The following is a 16,557-nucleotide window of genomic DNA, read 5'->3' as shown; positions in this document are numbered from 1 at the left end:
TGCATAGCCTCGATTGTACCAGACTTCGTGGTTCTCTGGTTTGATTTCTAAGGCTTTGTCGTAGGAGGCGAGCGCCTTTGCGTATTCTTCAGCATAGATATATAAATAACTTTGTTCTAAAAACAATTCAGCTTTTTGTTCTGGTGTTTGCCAATCCTCATCAATTAAACCTTGAATCCTCACCAATTCGCGTTTCCGTGCTTCGGTCAAAGCTAAATAATCTTCTTGATTCCATTTTTCCGAAGCAGGCTGCCTTTTTTCAGATTCTTGAGTCATAATTAGATGGTTTTTTGATAATTTTAAAGTATTTTTTGTCGGCTATTCTAGTCTCTTAGAGAGGAAATTTGTTTGAAAAGAAGCGATTTCAATCGTCGAATCATCTAACAGTGGGGGCGGGTTTACGAGATTGTCTGTTTGAGGCAATTCTTGTTGGTAAAACCCGCCCCCACAGGATTTATCAGGCTTGATACTTTTTCAGAATAGCAACTTTTTCGGGGAAGATTTCGATCGCCATTTTGTCATCATATCGAGTCGCGAGCGATCGCCTCACCTCACCCAAAAACAGCGGCTGCGACAGCCCCGGTTCAGGATGTACGATCGTCCGAACGCGGATAGTCATGTAGTCTCTTCCGCGTCCAGAACGCCCTGGAGAGTACAAATCCGCCGCCGCTTGCTGCATCGTTGCTTCTAACTCCGATTCAGTAATCGAAGGCGGCACCGTAACAACTGTTTGAGCGCCGCCAGTATCGTAAACTAAAGAATAGCGCACCGCGCCGGGAATTTCCGTGCGCGCAAACAGTCCCAAACCAAGACCAAATATACTCGCAGCAATTACGGCCATAAAGCTAGTCACTCCGACCAAACGGAAGCGAAAACCCCATTTGAATATAAATGCTACGATCGTTAAAACAAACAAAGCCGCTGTCAGAATTCCTGCCCATTGGGCATACATTAATAGGTTAGAATTTACGTTCATTTGAGAATTATCTAATTGTTGACTGTTGACTGTTGACTGTTGGCAGTTGAGTGTTGACTGTTGACTGTTATTTGTTAGTTGTTAGTTGTTATTGGGAATTGAGAAGTGGGCTCTAGCGTTGTGGAGGGATTGGGAATTCGTAGCAAGTAACCAATAACCAATAACCAATAACCAATAACCAATAACCAATGACCAATGACCAATGACCAATGACTAATGACTAATGACTAATTAAGCCTTTCGGCCCACAAGCAAATAAGTCATCATATCGCCTTTACCCTTCACTGGAATCACGCCGCGCTCTTGGAAAACGTACTTGTCCTGCAGGCGTTCGTAGGTAGCAACTGTCACCTGAATGCCGCCCGGTACCCCTTGAGATTCCATCCGCGAAGCTGTATTTACCGTGTCTCCCCACAAATCATAAGTAAATTTTTTAGTACCAATTACCCCAGCTTCCACCGGGCCCGTGTTGATGCCGATGCGGATGCTGAGCGGTTGACCACCCTTGGCGTGCATCTTAGCGATGGCTGCTTGAATGTCGATCGCCATTTCGGCAATGCTTTCGGCGTGGTTGTCGCTCGGTTTAGGTAAACCGCCAACCACCATATAAGCATCCCCGATCGTCTTAATTTTCTCAAGTCCGTAGCGATCGGCCAACTCGTCAAAAGCTGAAAAAATCTCGTTGAGCAACTCTACCAACTGGGCCGGCGACAAATGAGCCGAAAGCTTCGTAAAACCGACCAAATCGGCAAACATGACTGTTACCTCAGCAAAACTGTCGGCGATCGTACTCTCCCCTTCTTTGAGGCGCTGGGCGATCGGAGCTGGTAAAATATTTAACAGCAAACGTTCCGACTTTTCCTTTTCCTGTGCCAACTCCCGCAAATAAGTTTGCTCCTTATCGCGCAGCCGCTTCTTTTCCAGACAAGCACTAATCCGAGCCTTGAGCAATACCGGATTGAAAGGTTTAGAAAGATAATCCTCCGCCCCCAACTCAATACAGCGCACAATACTGTCGATATCGTCCACCGCCGAAATCATAATCACCGGGATGTGGCGCAAATTCTCGTCAGCCTTGAGATTTTCCAGCACCTGATAGCCGTTCATTTGCGGCATCATAATGTCTAGCAAAACTAAATCAAAAGGCTCGCTACGCATCATTTCCAGAGCTTGGAGACCATCCTCAGCAACAGTCACTGCGTGGCCTTGACGCTGAAGTCGGCGAGCCAGCAAATCGCGGTTCACCTCATTGTCGTCAACAACCAGTACATTGCCCTCATCACCTTTCATTTCATGGCCTCTTTCAGAAGCGTTTCAATCTTGCTCAAGAGCCGGGGAAACTCCACTGGTTTGGTGTCGTAGTCGTCGCAGCCGGCCGCGAGACACTTTTCGCGGTCGCCCGCCATTGCGTGAGCCGTCAGCGCAATCACCGGAATCGTCTTAGTTTCTGGGGCCGCCTTAATTTGCTGGGTTGCTTGCCACCCGTCGAGCACTGGCAGACTCATATCCATTAGAATCAAATCCGGTACTTTCGCCATCGCCATCGACACTCCCTCGGCACCGTCCACAGCAATAAAGACCTCGTGTCCCTTGCGGGCCAGACGCCTAGAAAGCATATCTCTATTCATTTCGTTGTCTTCGACCAACAGGATTTTAGCCATTGGTGTTCTCCTTGCCTTTCGAGTCGTACCTGCGATCGAGCCTTTCATTTACTATAGAGCGAACATCGCGCAGCAAAGTATCGCAACTGTAGACTCCCTTTTGTAAAACCCGATCGACATAGCCGTTTAGCTGCTCCCTTTCGGCGGTAGTCAGGTCTTTAGCAGTAATAACGACGATCGGTATAGGATCTTCAGAATGCGACTTGCGAAGTTCGGCGATCAATTCAAAACCATCCATTTCTGGCAGCATCAAATCCAGCAAAATCAGGTGCGGGCGAGCAAGTTCTAGCTGTTCGAGAGCCGCCTGTCCGCTGTCAGCTTCCGCCACTGCCCAACCTTGTTTTTCTAGTATGCGCCGCAGTATGTTGCGAGTGGCACCGTCATCTTCCACAATCAATATTTGACAGGGCAAACTTTTAGCCACAACGCCGTCTCGGTCGCGTCGGTACTTATTCAACAAAGCAGCCAGCCGTTTGCCGTCCACGGGTTTGGTGAGGTAGTCCGAAGCGCCCAACGCAAAGCCGAGGCTTTTGTTGCCCACAAAGGATAGCAGGATTACGGGAATCTCGGCAAGCTCTGGATCTGCCTTCAGCGCCGAAAGCACCGCCCAGCCGTCCATTCCCGGCATCATCACATCCAGGGTAATCGCATCTGGCCGCAGTTTCTCGGCCAGCCTGAGAGCTTCCTCGCCACCGCCGGCGACTTCTATGTGCAGTCCTTGGCGGGCCAGGGCGCGCTGGATCAAATCCTGGGAGATGGGGTCATCGTCAACTACCAACACCGTGCCGACAGCGGGTGCGTCTTCCGTTCTCGTGCTGTCGCGGGTTGGGCTGGGAACGGACGGCTGTTGGATGGCGCTGGGCAAAAGTACGGTGAAAGTCGTGCCTGCGCCCAAGGTGCTGCAGGCCTCAATGCTGCCGCCCATCATCTGACAGAAGCGCTGGCTGATAGCTAGTCCCAAACCCGTGCCGCCATACTTGCGGGTAGTTGAGGCATCTGCTTGGGTGAAAGGTTGGAAAACTCGCTGCAATTGGTCTGTTGTCATGCCGATGCCGGTGTCGGTGACGCGGAAACTGATAAATTCAGAGTTGGCAATTAAAATTTGGGAAGATTCCTCTTGATTTTGCATTCTTAATTGTTCATTTTTAATGCTTTCGACTGCGATCGCAATTTTCCCATTTTTAGTAAACTTGGCAGCGTTGCTCAGCAGGTTCAGCAGCACCTGCCGGACTTTGGTCATGTCGGCGTGCATCGTGTGGAGATTGTCCCGACAGTACACTTCTAGGATGTTGCCATTTTTCTCGATTAGCGGCTTGGCCGTGGCGACAGCGCTTTCAATTAAGGTATGGATGTCGAAGGTTTCTAAGTAGAGATCCATTCGACCTGCTTCTATTTTAGATATATCTAGGATGTCGTCGATCAGGGAAAGCAGGTGTTTGCCGGCGCTGCGGATTTTTTCGAGATCAGAGACGGATTCGCCGGCGCCCAATTCTTCGGCTTCTTCTTTGAGCATTTCGCTGTAGCCGATGATGGCATTGAGGGGCGTTCGCAGTTCGTGGCTCATGTTAGCGAGAAATGTGCTTTTTGCCCGGTTGGCCGATTCTGCTGCTTCTAGGGCCGACTGCATGGCGGATTCTGCCTGTTTGCGATCGGTAATGTCTTCGACTGTGCCTTCGTAGTACAAAACCCGGCCGCTTTCGTCGCAGATGCTGCGGGCGTTTTCCGAAATCCAGATTGTGGTGCCGTCTCGGCGGTATATTTGCGATTCAAATTTTGAGACTTGGCGGCCGGAGTTCAATTGCGCCAGAAATTCGGCGTGCTGGTTGGGGTTTAGGTAAATGTGGCGGTTGAGGTTTGCGAGTTCGGCTAACATTTGCTCAACTGTTTCGTAGCCGTAAATCTCGGCTAGTGCGGGGTTTGCCTTGAGGAATCGCCCCTGTGGGGTGGTTTGAAATATGCCTTCGACTGCGTTTTCAAAGATGCTGCGGTAGCTTGATTTCTCTTGCTGCAAGGCTAGTTCTGCCCGCTGGCGTTCGAGGGCATTGGCGAGCATTTCCCCTACCATTTTTAGAGGAGTTAATATTTCGGTGGATCGACCTGTTGCGAGTTGGAAGCTCTCGAATCCGAGAAATCCTATTAGGTTTTCACTACAAGTTAGGGGAATAATTATCAGCGATTGCAGATTGTTTTGAGGTATATTTAATTGTGTTTCTGGGGAATGTGCGATCGCATTTGTTGAGGAAGTTGCTACTTTTTCCGTGGTTTGGGATGGGAACTCGGTCAGGACTTCTGGTAACTTCTTGCCTTGAAAATAGGCAATTTCAGTTTGTACGGGGGGAGGGAGTCCATCGATTTCTGTGATGTGGAGGTCTTCGGCGCGATCGAGCTTTTCGGCAATCCAAGGAATTCTGGCGATGTCTATTTGTTTGTGGCTGCTGTCTTCTTCTCTTTCCAAAATGCCGTCGCTACACCATTCGTAGGTTTTTTTGGCGCTGGTTTTGTCTGCTGATAACAGGTAGATGTAACTGCGGTCAAATCCGGTGAAGGTGGCGATTGTTTCCAAAGTGCGATCGATAAATTTACCAGTTTCCGAGCTTGGCTGGCTGATGAAATTGATTGACAAACTGGCAATCAACTGATTTAATTCTACTCGATGCTGCAAAGAGCGTTCTACTTTTTGGCGATCGGTAACGTCTCGAAAGCTCCAGACTCTGCCGGCTGTGTTTGCTCCGACTTTTGAGGGTAGCGAATTTAATTCGAGGATTTTTCCGTCTTTAAGTTCTAATAATTGGCTGATTTGAGCCTCGGGATTTGCCGACAGTTCTATTAGGTTTTGAAGAATATTTGGGGATTTTTTTAATTGGCGTGCTGCGAAGGTAAACCATGTTGCGACAGAGCTTTTGACCTTGCCTAGCGCCGACTGGCTCAACTTTTCTGCTGCTTGAGACAAGCCCCACATTTCAATAATTTTATGATTAAAATTGCATATATTGCCGTTGCTGTCAACGGCGATAATTCCGGCATCTGTAGATTCTATAACTGCTTGCAGCATCGAGAGCGATCGCCTGTGTTCTGTCATGTCAAAAAACACCAATACTGATATTTCGCTCCCGTCCATTCCGGGATTGAAAAAATAGGAAACTGGTAATTTTTTGCCGTCGCTGCACAGAAATTCGTCGTCCCAATTACTACAAGGTTGACGTTGGGCGATCGCCTGTTGTAAAGATAGTGTAGGTGCGATCGGTTCATGTTCGCTTTTGCTTGCTGACTGTTTCCCGGCCGTCAAAACTTGGGATTTTTGGCCTTTGTTTTGGTTGCTGTTGATGCGAGACAGCAGGGAAACACGCCTAAGTTCTGACTCCCGCCACCCCAGCAAGCGTTCGGCTTCGGGATTCCAGGAGAGGAAAAACCCGTTTCGATCGAGGATACACAATCCCGCGCCCAAACTGTTGAAAGTCGATCGCAGCCGATCGAATTCTGAAGCTGTTGGAGAATCTGGGGGGGACTGGGGCGAGGGGGACGCATCCTGCAAAGCCACCTGTTCTTGCTGACTCTGAGTTTCGTCATAGCTACAACTTAGCTGTTCTAAAAATAGCTGCCACTGCTGTGCGTTGGGAGGGGACTCGCCGGCTAAACCGAGTTGTTCGAGTTGGCGCTGGAGGTGGGGATGCATAATTTCTGGCGCTTTGTAGCAATTTTTTATAGTATATCTTTTTAATTATTGACACTCCCCGCGCTAAAGCGACGGGGATTCTTAAAAAACTACCAAACGGCAATTCTTAAGGGCGCTGTCAAGGCACCTCTACCAACTCCACTAAGGTCAAGACCTAGCATTGTTGCTACTTTTCGTATGATGTTGCCCGCTGCGTTATAGTCTGCATTAATGTACCAATTTTGTAAATTAGTTCGATACAGTCCACGCTTAATTCGTCTACCAGACTCTTTCCACCCATCGGGTTTTGCACCGATTGCAGGCAGGAAATCACTGTCAACAAATGAAGCTTTTGATGTGTAGCTTTCCTCTGTTTCGATGAATCTAATTCCATATTTTTCGCAGAGCTGAGAGATTCTAGTTTTCAATCTACCAGTAGGAATTTGTACGAATTTTTGATTAGTTTTTAATCCCATATTTACGCTATTTTTCTGACCCTTGTTCCAACCAAAAACAACAGTACCAATTTGGTTTTCTAGGCAGTGATTAATAACTATTTTAGCCGCCTTATTTACCGCATCACGCATTTGACGATTGCGTTTTTCGGTTAAACGTGCCAACTGATGCGACCAAAATCCGTTAGGCTTTCCATCCATCAACGCAGCTACTCGCTTGTTGTACCACTGATTTAAAGACTTCAAATGTTTTCCGTCAACAATAAAACTTGTGTTTGCATTGCTGATACAGGTTAGCCAATTATCAATACCGCGATCGATACCTAAAACTTTTTGATCGTCAGTATTGACTTGAATGCTGACCAACTTGTAGACAAATTCGGCATAAAAACAGCCATTTCTAGGAAGAATTCTCACTTCTCGGATGTCGGTATAATCCAGATTAGAAGGCATTTGAATTTGAAAGTTCTTCAATCCGAACCAAGCCTTGACTTTTTGTCCAAGAGGGATAGAAATTCGACCATCAATCAACTTTTTGCCAAGCGCCTGTTTCGGGTAGGCAATTAAGTGAAGCCCGCCAGGAGTACGGTAATTTGGGAATTTCGGTCTAGATTCAAGCTTTCCTTCGCGAAACAATTTCATCAATCCTTTGAAAGATTTTACCGACTCACCGACAGCACCACAAGTCTGTTGAGCCGCTTGAGCGCATAAAGCTCCGTAATGAGGATTGCGTTTTAACTCGTTGATTATGTCAAACGGGCGGACAAAAATATGACACTTAAAGTATATTTGACGAACGTAGTAAACAGCACAGTTGTGTAGTTTGTTTGACTCTTGGCAAATATATTCTAGAACTGCTTTTAACTTTTTGTCAGGCTTAATCAAGACTTGTTGACATCCAAACACAAAATTCTTTTTGTTGATGTAATATGTGGATCATACACCCATTGTTAAAGGAGTCAATAGTCTTAGGGCGAGTTTGTCAAAAAAAGATTTAGAGTATTGGCACGAGAGCAACGCTGTCTCGCCGATCAATATTCACTTTGTTTTTATCCCAAAACGCCGTAAAGCCGTTCTGGTCGGCAAAATTGCAGAACGGCTGCAAGAAATTATTTTTGAGGTAGTCACCGAAAACAGGTGGAAAGTTATTGCTTTAGAGATCGTGCCGGATCGTGTCCATTGATTGCTTAACATTAAGCCAACAGACTCCGCCAGTTTCATCATGCAAAGAGTTAAGGGTAGGGCATCCAGTTATTTGAGGAAAGAGTTTCCCGAATTGCTGAAATTGCCTACTTTGTGGACTCCTAGTTATTTTGTTGGCAGTGTCGGGAACCTGTCCACTGAAACCGTCAGCAAATATATAGAAGAACAAAGAAACAAATAATATAAAATACTGGCAGCCTTAAGGCTGTAACTGCGTTTCATCCCCGGCTTATTGACCGGGGTTCTCACGCGACGCGCTATAGCGATTATCAAAAAAGTGAGGTATGCCCCATGCCCTATGCCCTATGCCCTATGCCCACGGAGGCCTATGCCCACGGAGGCCTATACCCTATGCCCTATGCCAAATAGTACCTCATAGGAAAGATCGAAAGTCTATAGCAGTTATATCAAATTTTTAGACTGTTTTTTAGCGGGAAACGAAATAATCGATAAATTGCAGAAAAAAATCATCTTGGCAAAAGACTCTATTTATCAGAATTTTCGAGGAATAACGAAGTTTCGTTTATAATAGCTGGCAGCCGAATTATAAAAGTAGAACCTTTCTCTAACTCGCTGAAGGCACTAATGTCTCCGCCCATCATTTCGCAGAATTTCTGAGTAATCGTCAAACCTAAACCAGTGCCGCCGTACCTCTTAGTAGTTGAAGAATCGGCTTGGGTGAAAGGATCGAAGATTTTGGCTAACTGTTCGGAATTCATGCCAATGCCGGTATCTTTGACTGTAAAAACGATCCAATCTTGAGAGGAAGACAATAGAGACGAGCTATTTTCAGTTTTGTCTCCTCTATAGGCTGCCAGTTTTTTGCGTCTCTTGGCAGCTTCGGCGGGGGTTTCGGGGGAGCGGATAACGGCGAAAGTAATGGTGCCGGAGCAAGTAAATTTTGAGGCGTTGCTGAGCAGGTTGAGCAGGGATTGCCGCAGTTTTGTTAAGTCGCTCTGCATGGAGCCAATATCTTCAGGGCATTGTATTTCTAAGATATTACTATTTTTGTCTGCCATCGGGGCGATCGTGGCGATCGCTTCCTTAACTAGATTTAAAATGCTGAAGGTTTCGAGGTGTAAGTCGGTGCGGCCTGCTTCAATTTTAGAGAAGTCGAGAATATCTTTGATCAGCCCTAGCAAGTGCTGGCCGGCGGTGTTAATTTTCTGGAGGTCGTCGATGAACTCTTCGTCTACAGGAATCTCTCGGGCATCTTCTTGCAGGAGCTCGCTGTAGCCGATGATAGCGTTGAGGGGTGTACGCAATTCGTGGCTCATGTTGGCGAGAAAGATGCTTTTCGATCGATTTGCGGCTTCGGCGGCTTCTTTTCCCCGGCGGAATTCTTCGGAACGCAAGCGTTCGGTGATGTCGCTGGTCATGATTAAAACGCACTGAGTGCTGCCGAGGTCGATGAGTTCCGCTGACAGCAGCCAGTCGCGCACTTCCCCGGCTTTGGTGCGAATTTTGATTTCTTGGTTGCCGATCGACTTTTGTGCTTGTAAAATCTTCGTGATGCGATCGTTGTCTTCTGAATTGACCAACATTCCTATGTCGCTGACGGTGCGGCCGATAAGTTCCTGCTGTTCCCAGCCCAAGGATCTCAAAAAGCTTTCGTTGGCATCGAGGAAGCATCCGTCTGTGACGGTGCAGATGCTGATGCCGACTGGGGAGGCGTGAAAGGCTTTGGAAAATCTTTCTTCTGAAGAACGCAGGGCTGCTTCGGCGCGCTTTCTGTCTGTGATGTCTTGGACGGTGCTGGTGATGTACAGGGAGTTGACGGCGGCTTGTTCGCAGACTGTGCGTTGGCTGCCGTCGGGGAGTACGATCCTGTAGTCGATGCTGTAGGACTGTTGTTGAAATAACGCCGCTTCGATCGAGCTTTTGACTAATTCTCTATCTTCGGGGTGCACGTAGGCCAAGAAGGCTTCGAGGCTGGGTTCCAGAGTTCCCGGCACCTTTCCCAGGATGCGGTACATTTCCTCTGACCACCGCAATTGCTGGGTGTTGCGGTGTAAGTCCCAGTTGCCTAGCTGGGCTATGCGCTGGGCGTTGGCGAGGCTGGCTTCGCTGGCGCGGAGGGAGATTTCTGCTTGGCGGCGTTCGGAGACGGTGGCTGCTAAAACTAAGCCTGTGACGGCGATGACGGCGATGAAGGCTTGCAGGGAGAGGAGTGCTTGGGGGATGCTGCTGGAGTGTTTGAGAAAGGGGCCGCTGCCTCGGGCTATGCCCCAGATAGCGAAGCCGCAGAGGAGGAAGTTGGAAATGGCCGTGTAGCGCTGGCCGAATCGAAAGGCTGCCCAAACTACTAGGGGAAATGGTAGGTATTCGAGGGGATAGCGCGCGTAGGCGGCGCGGGTGCGGGAGCAGAAGACGAGCCAGCCGACGGCTACTAGCAGCAGCAGCCAAATCCCTCGTTCTATCATCTGTTTGCGATTGATGGGGACTTTGGGCAATTTGTGCCATGTCAGCAGCAGCGGGGCGATGAGCAAAATTCCCATTGCGTCTCCTACCCACCAAGTCCCCCACATCGTGCCAAAATTGCTCCAGCTAGATAAGCCGGTCAAGCAGACGACGATGCTGCCGATGGTGGAGTTGATTAGGGTAGATGTGAAGGCTGAGAGTCCGACTATTCCTAAAATGTCTTTGAGCCGATCGAGTCTGGCGTTAAAGTTCATGCCCTGCAGCAGATAGGTTCCTGTCCACGCTTGCAGGGTTCTGGCGCAGGCAGAGATCGAGGCGACGGCGATGTTGGCCGACGGTATGCTCATGCTGAACAGGAAGCCTCCGATCGCAATTCCCGGCCACATTTTGGGCCCAAACAGCAGCAGGGCGACTTGGGCAATTCCTGCGGCCGGCCACATGGGGTAGATTTCTGTACTCAGGGTGAGGGTGGAAACTGCCAATTGCGATGTCACATAGTAGATCGAGGCGATCGCGCCTACTGTGAGGAAGTACCGCCAGGAATGTCCTTTGATTGCGTTAAGGAACTTTTTCTGCATTGTCGTTTGGGGAAAAGGTGGACGGTTGTTCGGGTCTCAGTAGGCGGCACGGGATTGGTACTGGGTAGCAAAAATGTTTCTATTAAGTGATGGTAGGTTATGGGTGGTAGGTAAGGAGATAACCTTTTAATATAACTTTTTGTGGAGCCGTTGAGGGTGTGGTTTTTTCTGTGCGGTGTAATTAACATCAAGAGGTGTTGGAAATATCCTTTTTTGCCAATATAAACGCACAGACTAGACTTTTTGCAGATATTTTTTATTCGGTCAATTGCAGATGTTGGGCAGAGCTAGGCAGATCTACGCAGATGATTTCAATGGAGGAAAGCGATTGAGTGTTGTTGCTCATCTATTAATCATAGGGATTCTCAACTAAGTGGAGCGATCGCCAGTTGTTTGACCAATTACTTTTTTCCCATTATCAATCTGTATTTTACTTGGTAATATCTAAGGTTAGTGTCAAACGCTCTTGAGCTTCTTTGAGAGCGTCTTGGGGGTTTTGGCCCAGAAGGGTTGCTTCTATGGCGCGGCCTGCATTTTCTGACAGGCGGGAGTAACCTGAGATGATGGGGCGCGATCGGGCCGAGTTCATTTGTTCTAAAAATACTCGCAAAACAGGGTTTTTTTCCACAAAGCTTTGATAAGCTTTGCTCTGTCTCGATTTTAAGTTAATTGGCAAGTAACCTGTTCCCAAGGCCCAGGCTGTTTGGAATTCTTCGCCGATCGCGTATTCTAAGAATTCTAGGGCGGCTTTCTCGCGTTCTGGGGAGGTTTTCATTAAAAATAGGTTTTCACCCCCAACAACTGCTGCGGGGCGTTTGAGGGCGGGTACGGGCATCACTGCGTAGTCGATCGCGCTTTGCTGCAATTGTGTTATCGTCCAGGGCCCGGTGATTTGCATCGCAACTTTGCCGGCGATGAACTTGTCGAGTTCGTAACCGCGTTCGGGTGCTGACAGTATTGCTGAACCTTCTGTTAATAAGTCGCTCCACAATTCTAAGGCCGCCAGAGCACCGGGATTGTCGATTTGCGGTACGGGAGTTTGAGGTGAGGCGGCCAAGAGTTCGCCGCCGGCGCTGAACATGAATGGCAGCCAAGTAAATACTGTCCATTCTCCTTTGCCTAGGGAGAGCACTATGCCGTGTTGGTCTGGGCGGCCGTCTCCGTTGGTGTCCTTGGTGAGCGATCGGGCTACTTGCTTTAATTGCCCCCAATTCTGCGGCACTTGTTCGATTCCTGCTGCTTTAAATAAACTGGGACGGTAAAATATCGCAGCGTTGTTTGTCGCTAGGGGAACCGACCAAATATGTCCGTCGAGTTCCATTGACTCGAACAATGCCGGATAGATTTCGGCTTTTCGGGGCGATTTGTCCAGCCATGCTTCTAAGGGTTGAATTGCGTTTAGTTCGGCTAATTTTCCGCCAATTGTGGGCACATTCCACAGCAAATCCGGCGGTGCATTTCCTACTATTGCTGTGAGGATTTTTGGCATTTGTTGGTCTGGCTGTCCGATGTAAATTGGTTTTATTTGGATGTGAGGATGTGTTTGGTTGAATTTGTCCGTGAGGGTTTGAAATACGTCGCGATTAGGCGGGGGATTGATGCCGTGCCACAGTGTTAGTTCGATTGTGTCGCTGTTTTTTGAAGTGTTTTGGCAGCCGCTTAATATTAGTAAATTTAAGGTGAGCAAAAGACAGAAAATTAGTTTGAATTGAATTTTAATTGTTTTGAATAATGATAAAATCATTTTTTAGTTGCCTTCAGGGAGAAAAATTTGTTTTTAACCGCAGGTGGACGCGGATGGACGCGGATGGTGAGAGGTAGTTCAACAGTCGATCGTTGACAGTTGACTGATGAGGGCGACTTCTAACTAGAAAGCAGAAGACGATCGCAATCAATAGTTTTCTTTTGATTTTTACCTAACAGGAAGAGGCTTTAAACTAATTCTTTCTGGTGCAATCAAATTTTGAGTAATTCCTGATAATTATTGATTTTTCCACTACAATCGGTACATAGTTATTATTTTGGTGACTCACCATGAATAATGCCCTGCTAGATCCCGGACAGAATAACCCGCAATCTCAACTCAATGATTTTCTGCAATCTTTAGACACCGACACGCTGCAGACTGTGCAACATTCAGATCTAAAATTAACACCAAATCATTTACCGGACTATTCTCAACAGCCTAATTTTATCCAGACTAACCAACCAGACATTGTACCAGATTTATCTCAAGCTGCACGGGCAGAAAGTCACCCAAACCATGACTGGCATCAAACATCAGGCCTAGATGCACATCATCAACAAGTTTGGACAGTCAACTCTTCCTATGCAACAGTTTCTGGGTGCGGTATTCCAGCAGCCGCAGCGGAACCTTTGCGCCGGGAGGCAGAAGCGAGTAAAGGTAAAGAATTTATCTTTGAAATCATCACGGTGGATAAGCATGGGAAACCAACGAATAAGCAGTCGGGGAAAGCTTATCAAAAAGAAGAAGATTTAGGGAATGGAATCAAGCTGGAAATGGTGCATATCCGAGCGGGTAGTTTTATGATGGGTGCACCGTCGGGAGAAGGTGATGATGATGAACGTCCCCAACATAAAGTTACTTTTGCCCAACCATTCTATTTAGGGAAATATCCCATTACTCAAGAACAATGGCAAGCGGTGATGGGAAATAACCCTTCTTATTTTAAAGGTGGGAAACGGCCTGTGGAAAATGTATCGTGGGATGATGCGGTAAGTTTTTGTCAGAAGTTGTCTGAGAAAACAGGAAAAATCTATCGTTTGCCGAATGAGGCCGAGTGGGAATATGCTTGTCGGGCTGGCACAACTACGGCTTTTCACTTTGGGGAAACTATTACTCCAGATTTAGTTAATTGTGACGGCAATAATCCCTACGGTGCTGCGCCGAAAGGATTTTATCGCCAAGAAACAACGCCCGTAGGGAGTTTTGGGCCGAATGCCTTTGGTTTGTACGATATGCACGGGAATATTTGGGAATGGTGCGCCGATCCTTGGCATGATAATTATAACGGTGCACCTTCTGATGGTAGTTCCTGGGAAACCGGCCGAAATGATGACCGAGTGCTGCGTGGAGGTTCGTGGAACCTCAATGCTGTCAATTGCCGTGCTACCTACCGCAGCTACAACTCTGCGGGCCACTCGCAGTGGGACTGGGGTTTTCGGGTTGTTTCTGCGGCTGTGTGGACTCCTTAGCCCTTGACACTTTTACCCTTTTACGATCTACACTTCTTCTCTTTACACTTGGGTCATCGCCTCTGGCGACTCGATTTATTTGCAGAAAATCACGCTCTCTGTGCTAACATTGCTCTATGGAATAATTTCCCATTATTCAAAAAACCTACGATTTAATTAAGGTAATTTAATTAAAGGGATCGCGCTTACCAAATTTAGGCTAAAATAGACTGATTACAACCTCAGCCGAACAATGACTCCCGCTGAAAAAATCTCTCTTTTTCAACAAGCAATAGAAACCGTAGAATCTCTTTCACCAGAAGAGCAAACTATCCTGATCGATATCATTCAAAACCGACTTAAACAACAGCGTCGAGATGAACTGTTACAAGAAGTTGCAGAGTCAGAGCAAGATTATGCACAAGGCAATGTACGTCGTGGTACAGTTGCCGACTTGATGGCGGAGTTGAACGAGTGAAAACCTTAGTCTGGAGTTCAGCCTTTACTCGTACTCTCAAGCGTTTAGTCCGCCAAAACCCGCAATTGCGCTCTCAAATTGAGCAAACATTGCAACAACTTTCGGAAGATCCATTTGCTCCTACTTTGCAGACTCATAAACTCAAAGGAGATTTATCGGATCGATGGTCTTGTTCCATTGACTACAGAAATCGAATTGTGTTTAAATTTGTTCAAAATTCTGAACTAGATGAAGAAGAGATTTTTCTACTGACTCTTGGATCTCACGATGATGTTTACTAATACTAATTTAAAAAATCCTTGCTACAACATTCTTAGTTGAGTTTGTTGACTCAAATATTGTGACTGGTGCGTCGCTCGCTAGATTTTTCGTTTGTTTGGGATAGTATGGATGGCGACAAACCCTACGAATATTGTTGAATTGAGTTTCTTTTCTTGGTATAAGTTTCTGGCTGTCAAGAGATGGCGCGATTAGGTTTCAAAAGACAAGTATGCAAATGCTTAAAGATATTATCTCGGTTAAACCGTTAGAATTCTATCAACTACACCTCAAGTTTGAAGACGATATAGAGGGAGTTGTTGATATCAGTCAACTGATTGAATTCACGGGAATTTTTTCCCCTTTAGAAGACCTGAGTTACTTTGTGCAAGTCAAAATTAATCCAGATTTGGGAACTGTTTACTGGGAAAATGGAGCAGATTTAGACCCAGATGTTCTCTACTCAATTATTACAAATCAGCCAATTGCTACCTATGAAAAAGAATCTGTCAGTCGATTTTAGATTTTAGATTTAGTCCACAGATAAAAATCTTGCTGTCACAACCACGGCCGCTTAAAATGATACTATGAATGAATTGCTAATCATTCAAAAAACCTATGTACTTAACTAAAAATCTATGAAAATTGTTTTTTTTGGTACTCCCGATTTTGCTGTTCCTACTTTATCCAGTTTGCTGAGTCATCCAGAATTTGAGGTGGTGGGTGTGGTGACTCAGCCGGACAAGCGCCGGGGAAGAGGCAATAAGTTGATGCCTTCACCTATTAAAGATGTGGCTTTAAATCACAGTCTCCCAGTTTTCCAGCCGCGCCGAATTAAGAAGGATGCGGAAACTATTGCTATGTTGCGGGAAGCGGAGGCTGATGTTTTTGTGGTGGTGGCTTACGGCCAGATTCTTTCTCAAGAAATTCTCGATATTCCTAGTTTGGCTTGTGTTAATGTTCACGGTTCAATTTTGCCGAAGTATCGCGGGGCGGCACCGATTCAGCGCTGTCTTTTTGATGGGGAAAAGGAGACTGGGATTACTACTATGCTGATGGATGCTGGGATGGATACGGGGGCGATATTTTTGAAGAGTTTTGCTGGGATTTCGCTGTTGGATAATGCTGATTCTTTGGGGGATAGGTTGGCGGATGTTGGGGCGGATTTGTTGGTGGAAACTTTGATAAAATTGAGGGATGGGAAGGTTGATGCTGTTGTTCAAGATGATGCTGAGGCGACTTATGCGCCGATGATTAAAGCGGCGGATTTTGTGCTGGATTGGTCGCAAAGTGCGATCGCCCTTCATAATCAAGTTAGGGGCTTTTTCCCGGATTGTACTACGACTTTTCGCGGTAATTCTTTGAAGGTGATTGCTACTGTGCCACTAGGGCCGGAATATTGGCTGCAATTACCGCCGGAGTTGAGGATTTTGGAACGCGAATGGCCGCTTTTGGATCAGTTGTCGGGCGCAAATGGCGAGGTTGTCAGGGTTGTGAAGGGCTTGGGGGCGATCGTTCAAACTGGCGATGGTTTGCTATTATTGCGAGAGGTACAGTTGGCAGGGAAAAAGGTGCAGTCTGGGGTGGATTTTGCCAACGGGACTCGGTTGATGGCGGGTGAGGTTTTTGGGATGGTTGAAGTTAACTAAATGAGTGGTAGGGAGAAACCGGGTTTCTGCG

13 protein-coding genes and 1 pseudogene are annotated in these 16,557 nt (G+C 46.9%); 6 read left to right on the top strand and 8 right to left on the bottom strand.

What is annotated here, in order from left to right; translation table 11 throughout:
• The 6 genes from QUA97_RS22010 to QUA97_RS21985 form a co-directional block, all read right to left on the bottom strand.
• On the bottom strand, positions 1-276 hold a 276-nt coding region (locus tag QUA97_RS22010), incomplete at its 3' end, for a tetratricopeptide repeat protein (RefSeq protein WP_333196048.1).
• Positions 277-457: 181 nt separating this feature from the next.
• Positions 458-976: a Ycf51 family protein gene (locus tag QUA97_RS22005; protein ID WP_333196045.1), complete on the bottom strand. Its 519-nt coding sequence runs from the start codon at positions 974-976 to the stop codon at positions 458-460.
• 231 nt (positions 977-1,207) lie between these two features.
• Positions 1,208-2,266, bottom strand: coding sequence for an adenylate/guanylate cyclase domain-containing protein (locus QUA97_RS22000; RefSeq protein ID WP_333196043.1), 1,059 nt, complete (start codon positions 2,264-2,266; stop codon positions 1,208-1,210).
• A complete protein-coding gene (locus QUA97_RS21995; RefSeq protein WP_333089432.1) occupies positions 2,263-2,637 on the bottom strand; it encodes a response regulator in 375 nt (124 codons plus the stop codon). The genes QUA97_RS22000 and QUA97_RS21995 overlap by 4 nt, the downstream gene beginning before the upstream one ends.
• A complete protein-coding gene (locus tag QUA97_RS21990; RefSeq protein WP_333196039.1) occupies positions 2,630-6,310 on the bottom strand; it encodes a response regulator in 3,681 nt (1,226 codons plus the stop codon). Before QUA97_RS21990 ends, QUA97_RS21995 begins: the two co-directional genes overlap by 8 nt.
• 89 nt (positions 6,311-6,399) lie before the next feature.
• Complete coding sequence (locus QUA97_RS21985; RefSeq protein WP_333196037.1) at positions 6,400-7,650, bottom strand: RNA-guided endonuclease InsQ/TnpB family protein; 1,251 nt, start codon at positions 7,648-7,650, stop codon at positions 6,400-6,402.
• A 124-nt stretch (positions 7,651-7,774) separates the two neighbouring features.
• On the opposite strand from QUA97_RS21985, the pseudogene tnpA reads away from it, so the two are divergent.
• A pseudogene (gene tnpA / locus QUA97_RS21980) lies at positions 7,775-8,128 on the top strand (IS200/IS605 family transposase).
• A 304-nt stretch (positions 8,129-8,432) separates the two neighbouring features.
• On the opposite strand, the gene QUA97_RS21975 reads toward tnpA, so the two are convergent.
• Both QUA97_RS21975 and QUA97_RS21970 read right to left on the bottom strand, forming a co-directional pair.
• Complete coding sequence (locus QUA97_RS21975; protein ID WP_194070657.1) at positions 8,433-10,946, bottom strand: MASE1 domain-containing protein; 2,514 nt, start codon at positions 10,944-10,946, stop codon at positions 8,433-8,435.
• Between the two features lie 430 nt (positions 10,947-11,376).
• Positions 11,377-12,690, bottom strand: a complete 1,314-nt coding sequence (locus tag QUA97_RS21970; RefSeq protein ID WP_194070656.1) for an ABC transporter substrate-binding protein — start codon at positions 12,688-12,690, stop codon at positions 11,377-11,379.
• Positions 12,691-12,980: 290 nt separating this feature from the next.
• Between QUA97_RS21970 and QUA97_RS21965 the strand changes: the two genes are divergently transcribed.
• The 5 genes from QUA97_RS21965 to fmt all read left to right on the top strand — a co-directional run bounded on the left by QUA97_RS21965 (position 12,981) and on the right by fmt (position 16,526).
• Positions 12,981-14,162, top strand: coding sequence for a formylglycine-generating enzyme family protein (locus tag QUA97_RS21965; protein ID WP_194070655.1), 1,182 nt, complete (start codon positions 12,981-12,983; stop codon positions 14,160-14,162).
• Between the two features lie 232 nt (positions 14,163-14,394).
• Positions 14,395-14,619, top strand: a complete 225-nt coding sequence (locus QUA97_RS21960; RefSeq protein WP_194070654.1) for a hypothetical protein — start codon at positions 14,395-14,397, stop codon at positions 14,617-14,619.
• Positions 14,616-14,900, top strand: a complete 285-nt coding sequence (locus tag QUA97_RS21955; RefSeq protein WP_106333263.1) for a type II toxin-antitoxin system RelE/ParE family toxin — start codon at positions 14,616-14,618, stop codon at positions 14,898-14,900. The genes QUA97_RS21960 and QUA97_RS21955 overlap by 4 nt, the downstream gene beginning before the upstream one ends.
• 215 nt (positions 14,901-15,115) lie before the next feature.
• Positions 15,116-15,400, top strand: coding sequence for a DUF2442 domain-containing protein (locus QUA97_RS21950; RefSeq protein ID WP_194070661.1), 285 nt, complete (start codon positions 15,116-15,118; stop codon positions 15,398-15,400).
• A gap of 115 nt (positions 15,401-15,515) precedes the next feature.
• Positions 15,516-16,526, top strand: coding sequence for a methionyl-tRNA formyltransferase (fmt, locus tag QUA97_RS21945; RefSeq protein WP_194070653.1), 1,011 nt, complete (start codon positions 15,516-15,518; stop codon positions 16,524-16,526).
• Positions 16,527-16,557 lie beyond the last annotated feature (31 nt).

The sequence above is a fragment of the Microcoleus sp. CZ3-B2 genome (assembly GCF_036705055.1).
In the GTDB taxonomy this organism is placed as follows: domain Bacteria; phylum Cyanobacteriota; class Cyanobacteriia; order Cyanobacteriales; family Microcoleaceae; genus Microcoleus.
The sequence above is the reverse complement of the archived record's forward strand: the minus strand, read 5'-3'. Positions and strand labels throughout refer to the sequence as shown.